Below are 13750 nucleotides of genomic sequence, written 5' to 3'. Positions count from 1 at the left end.
GGCGACGAGGCCGCCGGGGCCGCCCGACCGTCCGCCGAGGTGGTCGTCGTGGGCCTGGGGCCCGGCCCGGCGGAGTGGCTGTCGGCCGAGGCGGAACAGGCGCTCGCCGAGGTCGGCCATGTCGTCGGCTACGGGCCGTACGTCGCGCGGGTCCGGCAGCGTACGGGACTCGTCCGGCACGCCTCGGGCAACACCGTCGAGGTCGACCGGGCCCGCGAGGCCCTCGAACTGGCGCTGTCCGGCGAACGGGTCGCGGTGGTCTCCGGCGGCGACGCGGGCATCTTCGGCATGGCCTCCGCCGTCTTCGAGGCGGCCGAGGACCCCCGCTACGCCCGGGTCAACGTCCGGGTCGTGCCCGGCATATCGGCGGTGCAGGCGGTGGCGGCCCGGGCCGGTGCCCCGGTCGGCGCGGACTTCGCGGTGCTGAGCCTGTCCGACCGGCTCAAGCCGTGGTCCGTCGTGGCGGAGCGGCTGGCCGCCGTCGCGCGGGCAGACCTCGTGGTGGCGCTCTACAACCCGCGGTCCCGGTCGCGTACCGAACAGGTCGCGCGGGCACGGGAGGTGTTCCTCGCACACAAGGCGCCCGAGACGGTCGTCGTGGTCGGGCGGGACGTCGGCCGCGCCGAGGAGAGCCTCACGGTGACGACGCTGGAGGCGCTCGACCCGGCGACGATCGACATGAAGTGCCTGCTCATCGTCGGTGCCTCCGCGACCAGGGTGAACGCCTCAGGACGGGTCTGGAGCCCCCGCTACGTCGCGTGACGGCCGGGGGCGTGAGGGGCCGGCCGGAGGCGCGCCGTCCGGGTACTCGCCAGCGGACCGCTCCGCGTGTCCCGCCGACTCCGGACGGTTCGGCCGCTCCCGGTCGGCGGCGTAGAGGTACGACTCGCCGCCCCGTACGTCCGGCGCCAGCGCGGGCCCGACCAGGATGACGGCGGCCTGCCGCAGCTCGGCCGCCGTCACCTGGTCGGCGATGTCCGCGAGCGTGCCGCGCAGCACCAGTTCGCTCGGCTGGGTGGCGTGCGCCACCACGACGGCCGGACAGTCGGCGCCGTAGTGCGTGGCGAGGTCGGCCGCCAGCTCGCGGGTACGGCTGATCGCCAGGTGCAGCGCGAGGGTGGCCCGGGTCGCGGCGAACGCCGACAGCTCCTCGGTCGGCGGCATCTGCGTCGACCGCGCCCGCGTACGGGTCAGCACCACCGACTGCGCGACCCGCGGCACGGTCAGCTCGGCACCGACGAGCGCCGCCGCCGCGGCGTACGCCGGCACGCCCGGCGTCATCCGCCACGGCACCCCGGCCGCGTCCAGCCGCCGGGCCTGCTCGTGCACCGCCGAGTACAGCGAGGGGTCGCCCGAGCACAGCCGTACGACCTCCAGGCCCTCGGCGTGCGCCCGTACGAGATGCTCGGTGATCTCCTCCAGGTCGAGGTGCTGGGTGTCCACGAGCCGGGCGTCGGGACGGCAGTGGCCCAGCACCTCCCGGTCCAGGTACGTGCCCGCGTACAGGCACACGTCGGCGGTGCCCAGGAGCCTGCTGGCGCGGAGGGTCAGCAGGTCGGCGGCGCCGGGGCCGGCCCCGACGAAATGAACGGTCATGTCTCCCCTTTACAGCGTCCGGCAGTAGGTGAGCGGCGTCGGCCGCCGATGCCCGGCGCCCGGCTGCGTTGTCGTCGGTCGACAGCACCTCCCGGCTGCCTCCCTCCTCCGCCTTGCCGGACTTGGACCTCGACACCCTCCTTCACCCACTCACCTACTGCCGGACGCTCTTAGTGACGGACCACTGGCTGACGGCGCGGGCGGGCGTCCATCCGGTGAACGAGCCGAGCGGTTCGGCCCGCTCGACCCGCAGCCGGACGAGCTCGCCGCCGCGCCGACCGTACTGCTCCAGCAGCAGGCCCTCGGTCTCGGCCGTGACGGCGTGCACGACCAGCCGGCCGCCGGGACGCAGCGCGTCCCAGCAACTCTCCAGCACGCCGGGCACGGTGGCGCCGCCGCCCACGAACACCGCGTCCGGCGGCTCCAGTCCCCGCAGTGCCTCAGGCGCCGCGCCCTCGACCACGCGGAGTTCGGGGACGCCCAGCGTCTCGGCATTGCGGCGTACGAGCGCGGCCCGGTCAGCGCGGGGCTCGACGGCCAGGCACCGCGCGGTCGGCCAGGCGCGCGACCACTCCACGCCCACCGTGCCGCTGCCGGCGCCCACGTCCCACAGCAACTGCCCGGGACCCGGAGCGAGTCGGGCGAGCGCGCTGGCGCGCTGGTCCCGCTTGGTGAGCTGGCCGGTGTGCGCGAACGCCGCGTCCGGCAGCACCCCGCCGGCGGTCCAGCCGGGCCCGGCGCCCCGGACCTCGACCGCGACGACGTTCAGCCGCGGCACCGGCGGGGCGGCCCAGCCGGCGGCCGTACCGTCGTGGCGGGTCTCGACGGACGAGCCGAGGGTGCCGAGGACGGCGAGCGAGGAGGCGCCGTAGCCCAGGTCGGTCAGCAACGCCGCCACCCGCTCGGGAGTCGTCTCGTCGCCGGACAGCACCACCAGCCGGCGTCCCGGCGCCAGCGCGGGCACGAGCCGCCGCAGGTCACGGCCCACGAGACTCACCGTGGTCACCGTCTCGGCCGGCCAGCCCATCCGGGCCCGCGCCAGCGCCACCGAGGAGACGGCCGGCACGATCCGCACCCGGTCCGGCCCTAGGACGTCCAGCAGCGTCGTGCCGACACCGGACACCAGCGGGTCACCCGACGCGAGCGCCACCACCGGCGGTTCGGCCTCGGCCAGCAGCGCGGCGAGACCGTCCCGCAGCGGCGAGGGCCACGTCCGGCGCGCCTGCCCGGGGGCGTCCGGCAGCAGTTCGAGATGCCGGGCACCGCCCAGCACCGTCCGGGCGCCCAGCACGGTGTCCCGGGCGGCGCCGCTGAGACCGTCCCACCCGTCCGCGCCGAGGCCCACGGCCGTCACGTACGTCGTCACGGTCGCGAACCTACCGGGTGGCCTGGTGCGCGGCTCCGCCGGTGGCGGGTGCGGGCGCCCCGGGACGGTCGGTTACGCTCACCGGATGGCTGGACAGGGAGGACGTACGGGGCGGCTGCTCGTCGCGGGGACGACCTCCGACGCCGGCAAGACCCTCGTCACCACCGGGCTGTGCCGAGCGTTCGCCCGGCGCGGGCTGGCCGTCGCCCCGTTCAAGTCGCAGAACATGTCGAACAACTCCATGGTCTGCGCAGACGGTGCCGAGATCGGCCGCGCCCAGTGGGCCCAGGCGCGCGCGGCCGGCGCCGAACCGGAAGCCGCCATGAACCCCGTGCTGCTGAAGCCCGGCGGCGACCGGCGCAGCCATGTCGTCGTACTGGGCCAGCCGGCGGGCGAGATCGACTCGACGGAGTTCAGCGGTGGCCGCGCGCGCCTCGCCGAGGCCGCGTACGCCGCCCACCGGGACCTCAGCTCCCGCTTCGACCTGGTCGTCTGCGAGGGCGCGGGCAGTCCCGCCGAGATCAACCTGCGGGCCGGGGACTACGTCAACATGGGCCTGGCCCGGCACGCCGACATCCCCACGGTGCTCGTCGGCGACATCGACCGCGGCGGCGTCTTCGCGGCCTTCTACGGCACCGTGGCGCTGCTGGAACCGGCGGACCAGGCGCTCGTCGCCGGCTTCGTGGTGAACAAGTTCCGCGGCGACGAGACCCTCCTCGCCCCCGGCCTGCGCCAGTTGGCGGAGATCACCGGCCGCCGGGTCTACGGCACCCTGCCGTTCAGCCCCGACGTGTGGCTGGACTCCGAGGACACCCTCGCGCTGGAGGGCCGCCGGTCGCGTACGGACGAGGCCACGCTGCGGGTCGTCGTCGTACGCCTGCCCCGGGTGAGCAACGTCACCGACGCCGACGCCCTGGGCCTGGAGCCGGATGTCGAGGTCGTCTACACCGCCGACCCGCGGGACCTCGCCGGCGCCGACCTGGTCGTCCTGCCCGGCACCCGCGCGACCGTCTCCGACCTGGCGTGGCTGCGCTCCCGTGGCCTGGACCGGGCCCTGCTGCGGCACGCCGAGGCCGGACGCGCGGTACTGGGCGTGTGCGGCGGCTTCCAGATGCTCGGCCGGCACGTGCACGACCCGGAGGCCGTCGAGGGCCGCGAGCCGGCGAGCGTACCGGGCCTGGGGCTGCTGCCGGTGGAGACGACGTTCGCACCGGAGAAGACGCTGCGGCTTGCGCACGGCACCGCGCTCGGCGCGGAAGCGTCCGGCTACGAGATCCACCACGGCCGTATCAACCGGGACGCGGACGCCGAGGAGTTCCTGGGCGGCGCCCGCGTCAGCCGGGTGCTGGGCACCATGTGGCACGGCAGCCTGGAGTCGGACGCGCTGCGCACGGCCGTACTGCGGCTCGCCGCCGAGGCACGCGGCCGTACGTTCGCCGCGTCCGGGGTCAGCTTCGCCCGCGCCCGCGAGGCCCGACTCGACCTGCTCGGCGACCTGGTCGAGCGACACCTGGACGTGGACGCGCTGTTGACGCTCGCCCAGCACGGCGCCCCCGCCGCCCCGACGATCGGACCGCACGCGTGAGCGTCCTGGTGCTCGGCGGCACCGCCGAGGCGCGCGAGCTGGCCGCCCGGCTGGTGGCGGCCGAGGTGCCGGTGGTGACCTCGCTGGCCGGCCGGGTCGAGCGCCCCCGACTGCCGGTCGGCGAGGTGCGGGTCGGCGGCTTCGGCGGAGTGCCGGGCCTCGTCGACCACCTGCGGGAGCACCGCGTACGCGCCGTGGTGGACGCCACCCATCCGTTCGCCGAGGGCATCAGCCGGAACGCCGCCGAGGCGTGCGCGCGGGCGGACGTGCCGCTGCTCCGGCTGCAGCGCCCCAGCTGGGCGGACGGCGGGGAGCCCACGGACTCCGGGCACGACGGGCACGCTGGGCACTGGCACTGGGTGGACGAGCACGCCGAAGCCGCCACGCTGGCCGCGCGGCTGGGCCGCCGGCCGTTCCTCACCACCGGGCGGCAGTCGCTGCACCACTTCGTGGCGCCGCTGCGCGAACACCCGGCGCTCGTACGGGTCGTGGACCCGCCGGAGATCGAACTGCCGGCGGCTTGGCGACTGCTGCGCAGCCGCGGACCGTACGGGCTGGCAGACGAGCGGAAGGTCATGGCGGAGGCCGACGTGCTGGTCACGAAGGACTCCGGCGGTTCCCACACGGCGGCGAAGCTCGCCGTGGCCGCCGAGCGGGACCTCCCGGTCGTGGTCGTACGCCGCGCCCCGCCGCCGGCGGGAGTGCCGGTCGTACACGACGTGGCTGCGGCAGTCGCGTGGGCGCGGGCGCGCGACTGAGCCGCGTCGCACGCAGCGGACACTTCCGCAGGAGGACCAGGCTAGGCAACCGCAAGTCGCTCACGGTTCGTTGCGGACCGACGCCCGCGCGGCCCTACCATCGAAAGCGACGCCATCACGCCCGATACCCGCTGAGGTGCACACGTGAGCAACTGGGCTGATCTGACGACTGGTAAGCGCATCAAGGCCCTGCGGGGCTCCGACCTGACGCAACAGGGCCTGGCCGAAGCGGCGGGTGTCTCGTACGCCCTGATCCAGAAGGCCGAGCAGGATCGCGGCGAACTCTCCGTCGGTTCCCTGCTCAAGCTCGCTGCCGCGCTCCGCACGGACGTGGGCGTGATACTGGGTCAGCAAGCACCGCGTCGCGGAATGAGCAGGGGCACCAGGGCTGCTGCACGGCGGCTTTCCGACGCGGTACACGACAGCGCGCTCGGCGGGTGGGACTGCGTTGAAAACCCGAGCACGCTGAGCGAGCTGGCGAGGGCTCACGACCGCGTGAGCGCCGCTTACTGGCGGGGCTCATACGGGGAGTTGAGCGAACTCATCTCCAAGGTGTTGCTTGAAGGCCAGGCCCGGCACGCGCACGCCACGGGGTACGAACGTGAGCGCCTGGGCTCTGTCCTCGCAAGCACCTACCAGTTTGCTTCGTCTGCCGCGCTCCTCCTCGAGCAACGCGACCTCTCCCTGAGTGCGCTCACCTCCGCGCGTCATCTGGCGGAGGATTCCGGTGATGAGGTGTTGAGCGCGCTCATGGAATCCACGCTGTCATGGATCTACCTGCGGAGCGCGAGAGTCCCACGGGCGATGGCGGTAGCTGAGCAGGCGGCGTTGCGGATCGAACCGTCGTTCAGTCGTACCAACCGTCCCCAGTTGCTCGCGTACGGGCGGCTGATGATCTCGGCTGCCGTAGCCGCTTCTCGGCGGGGCGATGCCGTATCCGCGGACGACTACCTGTCACAAGCCCATGCGGCGGCTGCCCGACTGGGCGAGGACGTAACGATGTATGGCACGCATTTCGGCCCTACCGCCGCGAGCACCGAGGCCGTTGGAATCGCTGTGGCGCTCGGCAATCACGGGAGGGCGCTGCAACTGGCAGCGCGCACGAACCTGCCCCGGTCCATGCCCAAGCTCGCGCGCAACCGGTACAAGCTCGACGTGGCTCTCGCGCAGTGTTCGGCCGGCATGTACGACAAAGCCGGTGACACGTTGGTTGAGGTCGGCCTCGACGCGCCGGAGTGGGTGAAGCACCAGGCACTGCCGGGTGTCATCGGCCAGCGCATCGCCAAAGTTTCGACGGCGCGCGTCCGAAGCATCAGCGAATTGATCGGTGTCCCTCTTGTCGCATAACTCCTACGGAGCGTAGGAGCCGATCCAGAACGAGCTTCAGCAATCCTACGCTCCGTCTCTTCACTGTATGTGATCGTCACGACACCATTGATACATGGTCAGCAACGCGAACGGACATACCGCAGAATCATCTCCGGCCCGGAGAAGCGAAGGTAAGGGGAGTCGGCGGCAGGCCCTCGCAGACCACGCCGTGGGGCACGTGCCAGGGGATGGACCGGTGCCCGACAGTGTGACGAACGTCGCCCGCTTCCGCGTCGTGATCTATCTCTGCGCGGCAGCGAACTCTGACCTCGCGAGGCCGCGTGAGGAGTGCACCGAGTACGCCGCAGCGTTCGGTTGGGAGATCGCAGACGTGGTCGAGGACCGCGTCGGACTGCTCCCCCCGGAAGGGCGTGACGGGCTGACGCGGGCAGTCGGGTTGATCGAGAAGGAGGAAGCCGGCGCCGTGCTCACGCCCTGGCGCTCGATGATCTCGACCATTCCGCAGGAGTACGACGAGGTCGCGCGCAGTGTCGAGAAGATGGGTGGCTTCCTGCACGTCACGGGCTCCGACTGGGCGCGACGTCACACCCCGTACTGACGACGCCCGTCACGTACGGAAGCACCATGCGAGCACCAACAGCACAACCGACCAGGAGGTACACAGTGGACGCGTTTTCGTGGATGACGCGGGCGGATGGTGGAAATCCGCAGGATGACAGCGACTCCGGTAATAAACACGGAGGTGGCGGTTCTGACGAAGGCGGCAACACCTCGGATGGTCAGGGCCCTGCGGACGGTGGCAAATGACTGAGTTGGACGCGCGGAGCGCGAAGGAGGCTGGCCAGGGAGGGCTGGCCTCCGTGCTGCGGGAAAAGGGTGCGCTCACTTCGGATTGGATGCCTGCGTATCGCGCGGTGCCGCGTGACGCGTTCGTACCCGAGCGGCTGTGGCCAGGCACGGCGGGCGGCAATCGTCAGGGCGGGGTGATCGACCGGAACACGGACCCGGCGCGATGGTGGGAGACGGTCTACAGCGATGTACCTCTCACCACGCAATGGGATGACGGCACACACACGGGCACGGCCAAGGGCCAGTCTCCGACCTCGTCCAACTCCATGCCGAAGATGGTGTTCTCGATGCTCGACGCCCTGAGCGTGGAGCGTGGGAACCGGGTGTTGGAGATCGGTACGGGCACGGGCTGGAACGCCGCCCTGCTGGCGTACCGGCTCGGGTCGGACCACGTCGTGACGGTCGAGGTTGACTCGGCCATCGCCGAGGAAGCGCGGCGCCGGTTCGCCGCCATCGGCCTCACACCGGTGACCGTGATTGGCGAGGGAGCGCAGGGGCACGTGGAGGCGGCACCGTACGACCGCGTCATCGCCACGTGCGGGATCTCCACCGTCCCGTACGCGTGGGTCGAGCAGGCTGCCGAAGGGGCCGTGATCGTCGCCCCGTGGGGCCCGCCCTACGGCGGGCAGGCGGTTGTGCGCCTCAAGGTCGGTGAGGGTGGCGTCGCCATAGGCTCGTTCCTGATGCCCTCGGCGTTCATGCGCCTGCGCCACCAGCACGATACGTTTCCGCCGACGAACGTGTTTCCGGGAGCGGCGAACTGGCCGAGCACGGCGTCGCGGCGCACAACGACCCTCTCACCGGATGCCATGGGCGACTGGCACCACATGTTCACACTCGGCGTGCGGGTGCCGGACATGTTCTGTCGCGTCGAGTGGGGCGAGGACGGCGCCTATCGGCTGTGGCTGTTCGACATGGGCTGCACGTCCTGGGCGACGGCCGACTACGAACCCGGGCGCACCGAGTTCGAGGTCGCCGAGTACGGGCCGCGCTACCTGTGGAGTGAGGCCGAGGCCGTCATGTCCTGGTGGCGCGATCAGGGCGAGCCACGGTTCGAACGGTACGGGCTGACGGTCACCCCGAGTGGTCAACGGGTGTGGCTCGACAGCCCGGACAACCCGATGCCCGTGCGGGTGCCGTGCGACTAACCACCCTCAGGAGTCCACCAGCGATGCCCCAGAACGAGTACGAGGCCAAGTTCCTCCACATCGACGTCGACGCCGTTCGCGAACATCTCCGAACCGCTGGCGCCAAACTCGCCTTCGACAAGACCATGTTCACTCGGCTGATCTTCGAGAACGACGCCGTCCAGGGCGAACAGTGGCTCCGCCTCCGCGACGAAGGGGGCAAGACCACCCTCACCCTCAAGCAGGTCAGCGACGCCACCACCATCAACGGCACCACCGAGATCGAAATCGAGGTCGACAATCTCGACAAGACCGCCGAACTCCTCAAGGCCACCGGGCTCCGCCAGGTCCGATACCAGCAGAACTACCGCGAGGAATGGCAGTTCGGCGATATCACGTACGACCTCGACACCTGGCCCGACCTCCCCACCTTCATCGAGATCGAAGGTCCCTCCGAAGACGCCGTCCGCAAAGCCGTCGCCAACCTCGGCTTCGACTACGCCCAAGCTCGCTACGGCAGCATCGACCTCATCTACAAGAGCGAAGTAGGTCGGGACATCCTCGCCGAACCGACTCTTCTCTTCGGAACGGCAGAGCTGTCGACTTCGTAGCGCGCCGGGATGCCGAGTCCGCCTGCGATACGCGTCAACGCTTCACAAGGGGCGGCACGGCACGCCAGCTCAGGTCACGACGCCAGTCCCGCGACCGCCCCGATGATCGTCACCGTCGGCGCCCTGAGGCCCGCCGCGTCGGCGTCCGCGACGACCTCCCCGAGGGTGCTCCGCACGGTCCGCTGCGCCGCGAGCGTGGCATCCGCGACGACCGCACACGGCGTCGTACGGTCAACGCCCGCCGCGACGAGGGACTTGACGATCTCCGGCAGTCTTCGCATGCCCATCAGCACCACGAGCGTCGTGCCCGCGCGGGCCAACGCGGCGTAGTCCAGCGTGCAGTCCGGATGGTCCGGCGGCAGGTGGCCCGATACCACCGTGAAGCCCTGCACGAGTCCCCGGTGCGTCACCGGTATCCCCGCCGCCTCGGGGCCGGCGACGCTCGACGTCACGCCGGGCACCACGCGGGTCGGCACGTCGGCCGCCGCGCAGGCCAGCAGCTCCTCGAAGCCGCGCCCGAAGACGAACGGATCGCCGCCCTTGAGCCGCACCACCCGGCGGCCCGCGCGGGCGTGTTCGACGAGCAGCCGGTTGATCTCCTCCTGACTGGTCGAGCGACCATACGGGATCTTGGCGACGTCGATCAGCTCGGCGTCCGGACGGGCCCAGGCCGCGGCCTCCCACGGGGCCAGCCGGTCGGCGAGGATGACGTCCGCCCGCTCGATCGCGGCGCGGCCGGCGACCGTGATGAGTTCGGGGTCGCCCGGTCCGGCGCCGACGAGCGTGACCAGCCCGGGGCGGGGGTCGACGGCGGCGGTGTCGGCATCGGCGCCGCCAGCCGGGTCAGGCGCCGGACGGCGCACCGCCGCGGCGCCCACCACGAGGTCGTACGGCCCGGCGCTCTCGCCACTCGCGCGTGCCGACTCCCAGGTCAGCAGCCCGCGTTCGGCGAGGTCCTGGACCGCCGCGCAGACCGTCGACGCGGCCACGGTGACCCGGGCCCCCTCGCGTAGCAGCGTGTGCAGCAGCGGGAGGGCGTCCTCGCCGCCGTCCTCGACGAGCACCGATCGATCGGTGACGTACAGCTCCATCAGCTCTTCGTCCTCAGCTTGGTCAGCAGGTGGCGGCTGGCGGCTGGCTCGCGCACGGCGATGCGCGCCCAACCGTCGTCCAGCCCGGGGAAGGTGTCGGCTCGGCGGACGGCGACGCCGTGGGCGCGCAGCCAGGCGTGCGTCCCGTGGCCCAGCCCGGCGAGCACGAACGGGGCCGCCGACTCGGCCACGGCGACGCCAAGTTCGGCCAGTCCGTCGACGAGCACCCGCCGTTCCCGCACGGCACGGCGGGCCCGGTGCTCCTGCTCGGTGACGGCGGTCGTACCGGTGGTGGCGACGACGGCGGCGAGCGCGGGCGCGCTGACCGACCACGGTGCCTGTTGGTCCGCCAACTCCGCTAGCACGGCGGCGTCCCCGACGACGTATCCGACGCGGATGCCGGGAATCGACCACAGCTTCGTCAGGCTGCGGAGCACGATCAGGCCGGGGACCCGCTGGGAGGTCAGCGTCTGCGGCTCGTCCGGTACGAAGTCCATGAACGCCTCGTCGACGACCACGACCCGTCCGGGACGCACCAGGGAACGCAGCACGGCCGCCGAGTGGAGGCGGCCCGTCGGATTGGTGGGGTTGCCGAGGACGACGAGGTCGGCGTCCTCGGGCACCCGCTCCGGATCGAGGGCGAAGCCGTCCCCGGGCCGGCACAGGACGTGCTCCACCTGGTGGCCGGCGGCCCGTAGCGCCACGTCCGGCTCGGTGAACTGCGGGTGCACCACGACCGGTCGGCGCCACGGCCGGGCCCGCGCGACCAGGAAGAACGCCTCCGCCGCGCCCGCGGTGACCAGCACCTCCGAACGGTCCCGTGCGTGCCGGCGGGCCACCGCCGCGTGCGCCGCGCGCGCGTCCGGGTAGCTGGTGGAGGCCGCGACGCCGGCGTGCAGCGCGTCCTCGAGCCAGTCCGGGCGGGGCAGTCGGCTGACGTTGACCGCGAGGTCGAGCAGCCCCTCCGCCGCCTCCACGTCGCCGTGGTGCCGCAGCGGATCGGCGAGCGGCACGTCCGGTACGGGCGGCACGTCCGGTACGGGCTCCGGGGACGGCACGTCCGGCGCACCCGCCGAGGCCGTGCCCGGGTGGCTGGTTCCCGCCCGTACGGCCCCCGGCAAGCCGTCCGTCGCGCGTACATCCCCCGCCCGTACGGCATCCGCGAACCGCTGGGCGTGCCCGGGGTGGCCGGCCCAGTGCACGTGCAGGTAGGACGCGGACAGTGTGGGGCCGGCGAAGCCCGCCGGCGTGCCGTCCACCCGCCAGGCCGCGCGGTCGCCATGGACCGGGGTGACGGTCGTACGGTGGAACTCGTGCGCGGTCGCGGGCGTGCCAGCCGCGCCGAGCAGCTGGTCCGAGGCGAGCACGGGCCGCCGGTAGGCGAGGCTGAGCCGTGGCGTCATGCGGGCCTCGGCGTCCAGCGCCCCGACCATGGGATGCCCGTCCACGCCGCGGCACAGGTACAACAGTCCCGCGCACTCGGCGACCGTCGGCAGCCCGTCCAGCACCGCCTGCCGCAACTCGGCGCGCAGCCGCGCGTTCGCCGCGAGCGCGGCGGCGTGCACCTCGGGGAAACCACCGCCCAGGTACAAGCCCCGGGTGCCCGGGGGCAGTTCCGGATCGTGCGCCGGATCGAAGGGTACGACGGCACAGCCGGCCGCCTCGAGCAGTTCGGTCGTCTCGGCGTACCGGAAGGTGAACGCCCGTCCAGCGGCGACGGCCACCACCGGGGTGTCCGTCCCCGTCGGGGCGTCTACCCCCGGGGCACACCCACCGGCGAGTCGTACGTGCGCGGCCGGGTCCCAGGGTTTGTCGGCCAGGTCCGGTGCCGTGGCGGCGAGTTCGAGGACGGCGTCCAGGTCGACGTGCTCGCTGACCCGCTCGGCCAACGGTTCCAGCGCCGCGACACCGGTGCCGCGCTCGGCCGCCGGGACGAGCCCGAGGTGCCGGGACGGGGCGCTGACCCCGTCGTCCCGGTGCAGCACGCCGAGCACCGGCACGCCCGTGGACTCCACGGCCTTGGCCGCCTCGGCCGCGTGCCGTGGCGAGCCCGCCTTGTTCAACACGACACCCGCCAGGGTGAGATCGGGCTGGAAGTCGGCCATGCCGTGCACCACCGCGCCGATGCTGCGCGAGGCGTGCGAGACGTCGACGACGAGGACCACCGGCGTACGGGTGAGCCGCGCGACGTGCGCCGTGGACGCGAAACCCGCCCCGCCGATCTGCCCGTCGAACAGCCCCATGACGCCCTCCAGCACGGCGACGTCCGCGCCCCGCGCGCCGTGCAGGAGCAGCGGCGGCACCAGCGACTCGCCGGTCAGGTGCGGGTCGAGGTTACGGCCGGGCCGGCCGGTCGCGAGCGCGTGGTATCCGGGGTCGATGTAGTCGGGCCCCACCTTGTGGCCGGAGACCTCCAGCCCCCGCCGCGCGAGGGCCGCCATCAGGCCGGTGGCCAGGGTGGTCTTGCCGTGCCCGGAGGCGGGAGCCGCGACCAGGACGCGGGGGAGCCGCACACGCCTCACCACTCGATGCCTCGCTGTCCCTTCTGCCCGACCTCCATCGGGTGCCGGACCTGCCGCATCTCGGTGACGAGGTCGGCGGCTTCGAGCAGTCGCGGATCGGCGTGCCGGCCCGTGACGACGACGTGCTGGCGGCCGGTGCGGTTCGCCAGAGTGCGTACGACGTCCTCGGTGTCGACCCAGCCCCACTTCATGGGGTAGGTGAACTCGTCGAGCACGTAGAGCTGGTGGCGTTCCGCCGCGATCCGGCGCTTGATCTCGGCCCAGCCCTCGGCGGCGTCCGCGGCGTGGTCCTCCTCCGTACCGGCCTTACGGCTCCACGACCAGCCAGAGCCCATCTTGTGCCACTCGACGGGACCGCCCTCGCCGGTCTCCTCATGCAGGGCGGCCAGCCGCTCCAGCACGGTCTGCTCGCCGATCCGCCACTTGGCGGACTTCACGAACTGGAACACCCCGATGTCCCATCCCTGGTTCCAGGCGCGCAGCGCCAACCCGAACGCGGCGGTGGACTTCCCCTTGCCGGCGCCCGTGTGCACCATCAGCAGCGGCCTGTTACGTCGCTGACGGGTCGTCAGCCCATCGTCCGGTACGGTCTCCGGTTTGCCCTTCGGCATCAGGCCGCCACCCCCCGGTACGTCGCGGTGGCCCCGCGGACGACGTCGGTGAGGTCCTCCGCGGTGACCTCGCCCAGCGGGATGTGCTCGGCACGCAGACGTTCCGCGAGCCGCGCGGCCAGACCCATCCGGAAGCCGCCGGTCTCGCAGTCGACCACCGCGCTGTCCACCCCGCGCGCGGCGAGGTGTTCGGCCGCCACGTGGGCGCGCCCGAGCGGGTCGGGCCCGAAGGTGGCCCGGCCGTCGGTCACCACCACCAGCAGCGGCCGGCGTGTCGGGTCCCGCCGCGCCTCTGCTGTACGGCC

General features: G+C 72.7%; 13 protein-coding genes. 7 read left to right on the top strand and 6 right to left on the bottom strand.

Features of this window, described 5'->3' with window-relative positions:
* Positions 1–762, top strand: a 762-nt coding sequence (cobJ, locus tag AN216_RS21585) for a precorrin-3B C(17)-methyltransferase (protein WP_070198379.1), incomplete at its 5' end; no start/stop codon positions are given.
* Here cobJ and cobM read toward each other — a convergent pair.
* Together cobM and cbiE are read right to left on the bottom strand one after the other, a co-directional pair.
* Positions 727–1596: a precorrin-4 C(11)-methyltransferase gene (gene cobM / locus AN216_RS21580; RefSeq protein ID WP_079166826.1), complete on the bottom strand. Its 870-nt coding sequence runs from the start codon at positions 1594–1596 to the stop codon at positions 727–729. The two genes, cobJ and cobM, sit on opposite strands and share 36 nt — an antisense overlap.
* A gap of 154 nt (positions 1597–1750) precedes the next feature.
* The gene (gene cbiE / locus AN216_RS21575; protein ID WP_070198378.1) at positions 1751–2962 is read right to left on the bottom strand and encodes a precorrin-6y C5,15-methyltransferase (decarboxylating) subunit CbiE; all 1212 of its coding nucleotides are present in this window, start codon (positions 2960–2962) and stop codon (positions 1751–1753) included.
* A gap of 85 nt (positions 2963–3047) precedes the next feature.
* On the opposite strand from cbiE, the gene AN216_RS21570 reads away from it, so the two are divergent.
* The 6 genes from AN216_RS21570 to AN216_RS21545 all read left to right on the top strand — a co-directional run bounded on the left by AN216_RS21570 (position 3048) and on the right by AN216_RS21545 (position 9221).
* Positions 3048–4547, top strand: a complete 1500-nt coding sequence (locus AN216_RS21570; protein WP_170843185.1) for a cobyric acid synthase — start codon at positions 3048–3050, stop codon at positions 4545–4547.
* Positions 4544–5305, top strand: a complete 762-nt coding sequence (locus AN216_RS21565; RefSeq protein WP_070198377.1) for a cobalt-precorrin-6A reductase — start codon at positions 4544–4546, stop codon at positions 5303–5305. Before AN216_RS21570 ends, AN216_RS21565 begins: the two co-directional genes overlap by 4 nt.
* 144 nt (positions 5306–5449) lie before the next feature.
* Positions 5450–6652 (top strand): helix-turn-helix domain-containing protein, encoded by a 1203-nt coding sequence (locus AN216_RS21560; RefSeq protein WP_070198376.1) that lies wholly within the window; start codon positions 5450–5452, stop codon positions 6650–6652.
* Positions 6653–6869: 217 nt separating this feature from the next.
* Positions 6870–7232 (top strand): recombinase family protein, encoded by a 363-nt coding sequence (locus AN216_RS21555; RefSeq protein ID WP_244502575.1) that lies wholly within the window; start codon positions 6870–6872, stop codon positions 7230–7232.
* Positions 7233–7437: 205 nt separating this feature from the next.
* Complete coding sequence (locus AN216_RS21550; protein ID WP_079166825.1) at positions 7438–8631, top strand: methyltransferase domain-containing protein; 1194 nt, start codon at positions 7438–7440, stop codon at positions 8629–8631.
* Between the two features lie 23 nt (positions 8632–8654).
* Complete coding sequence (locus AN216_RS21545) at positions 8655–9221, top strand: class IV adenylate cyclase (protein ID WP_070198374.1); 567 nt, start codon at positions 8655–8657, stop codon at positions 9219–9221.
* A gap of 74 nt (positions 9222–9295) precedes the next feature.
* On the opposite strand, the gene cobA is transcribed toward AN216_RS21545, so the two are convergent.
* The 4 genes from cobA to AN216_RS21525 all read right to left on the bottom strand — a co-directional run.
* Entirely contained in the window at positions 9296–10312 is a 1017-nt protein-coding gene (gene cobA, locus AN216_RS21540) for a uroporphyrinogen-III C-methyltransferase (protein WP_070198373.1), read from the bottom strand.
* The gene (locus tag AN216_RS30905) at positions 10312–12825 is read right to left on the bottom strand and encodes a bifunctional hydrogenobyrinic acid a,c-diamide synthase/histidinol phosphate aminotransferase CobBC (protein ID WP_070198372.1); all 2514 of its coding nucleotides are present in this window, start codon (positions 12823–12825) and stop codon (positions 10312–10314) included. The genes cobA and AN216_RS30905 overlap by 1 nt, the downstream gene beginning before the upstream one ends.
* Before the next feature lie 5 nt (positions 12826–12830).
* On the bottom strand, positions 12831–13445 hold the full coding sequence (gene cobO, locus AN216_RS21530) for a cob(I)yrinic acid a,c-diamide adenosyltransferase (protein ID WP_070198371.1): 615 nt from the start codon (positions 13443–13445) through the stop codon (positions 12831–12833).
* Positions 13445–13750: vWA domain-containing protein (locus AN216_RS21525; protein WP_476755932.1), on the bottom strand; the 306-nt coding region annotated here is incomplete at its 5' end. The genes cobO and AN216_RS21525, both read right to left, overlap by 1 nt.

It is taken from the genome of Streptomyces oceani (assembly GCF_001751245.1).
Classification (GTDB): Bacteria; Actinomycetota; Actinomycetes; order Streptomycetales; family Streptomycetaceae; genus Streptomyces; species Streptomyces oceani.
The sequence above is the reverse complement of the archived record's forward strand: the minus strand, read 5'-3'. Positions and strand labels throughout refer to the sequence as shown.

Excerpts from the sequence above, each read along its gene's own strand:
- cobM (WP_079166826.1), bottom strand. The coding sequence starts at position 1,596 with ATGACCGTTCATTTCGTCGGGGCCGGCCCCGGCGCCGCCGACCTGCTG.
- AN216_RS21570 (WP_170843185.1), top strand. The coding sequence starts at position 3,048 with ATGGCTGGACAGGGAGGACGTACGGGGCGGCTGCTCGTCGCGGGGACG.
- AN216_RS21550 (WP_079166825.1), top strand. The coding sequence starts at position 7,438 with ATGACTGAGTTGGACGCGCGGAGCGCGAAGGAGGCTGGCCAGGGAGGG.
- AN216_RS21545 (WP_070198374.1), top strand. The coding sequence starts at position 8,655 with ATGCCCCAGAACGAGTACGAGGCCAAGTTCCTCCACATCGACGTCGAC.
- cobA (WP_070198373.1), bottom strand. The coding sequence starts at position 10,312 with ATGGAGCTGTACGTCACCGATCGATCGGTGCTCGTCGAGGACGGCGGC.
- cobO (WP_070198371.1), bottom strand. The coding sequence starts at position 13,445 with ATGCCGAAGGGCAAACCGGAGACCGTACCGGACGATGGGCTGACGACC.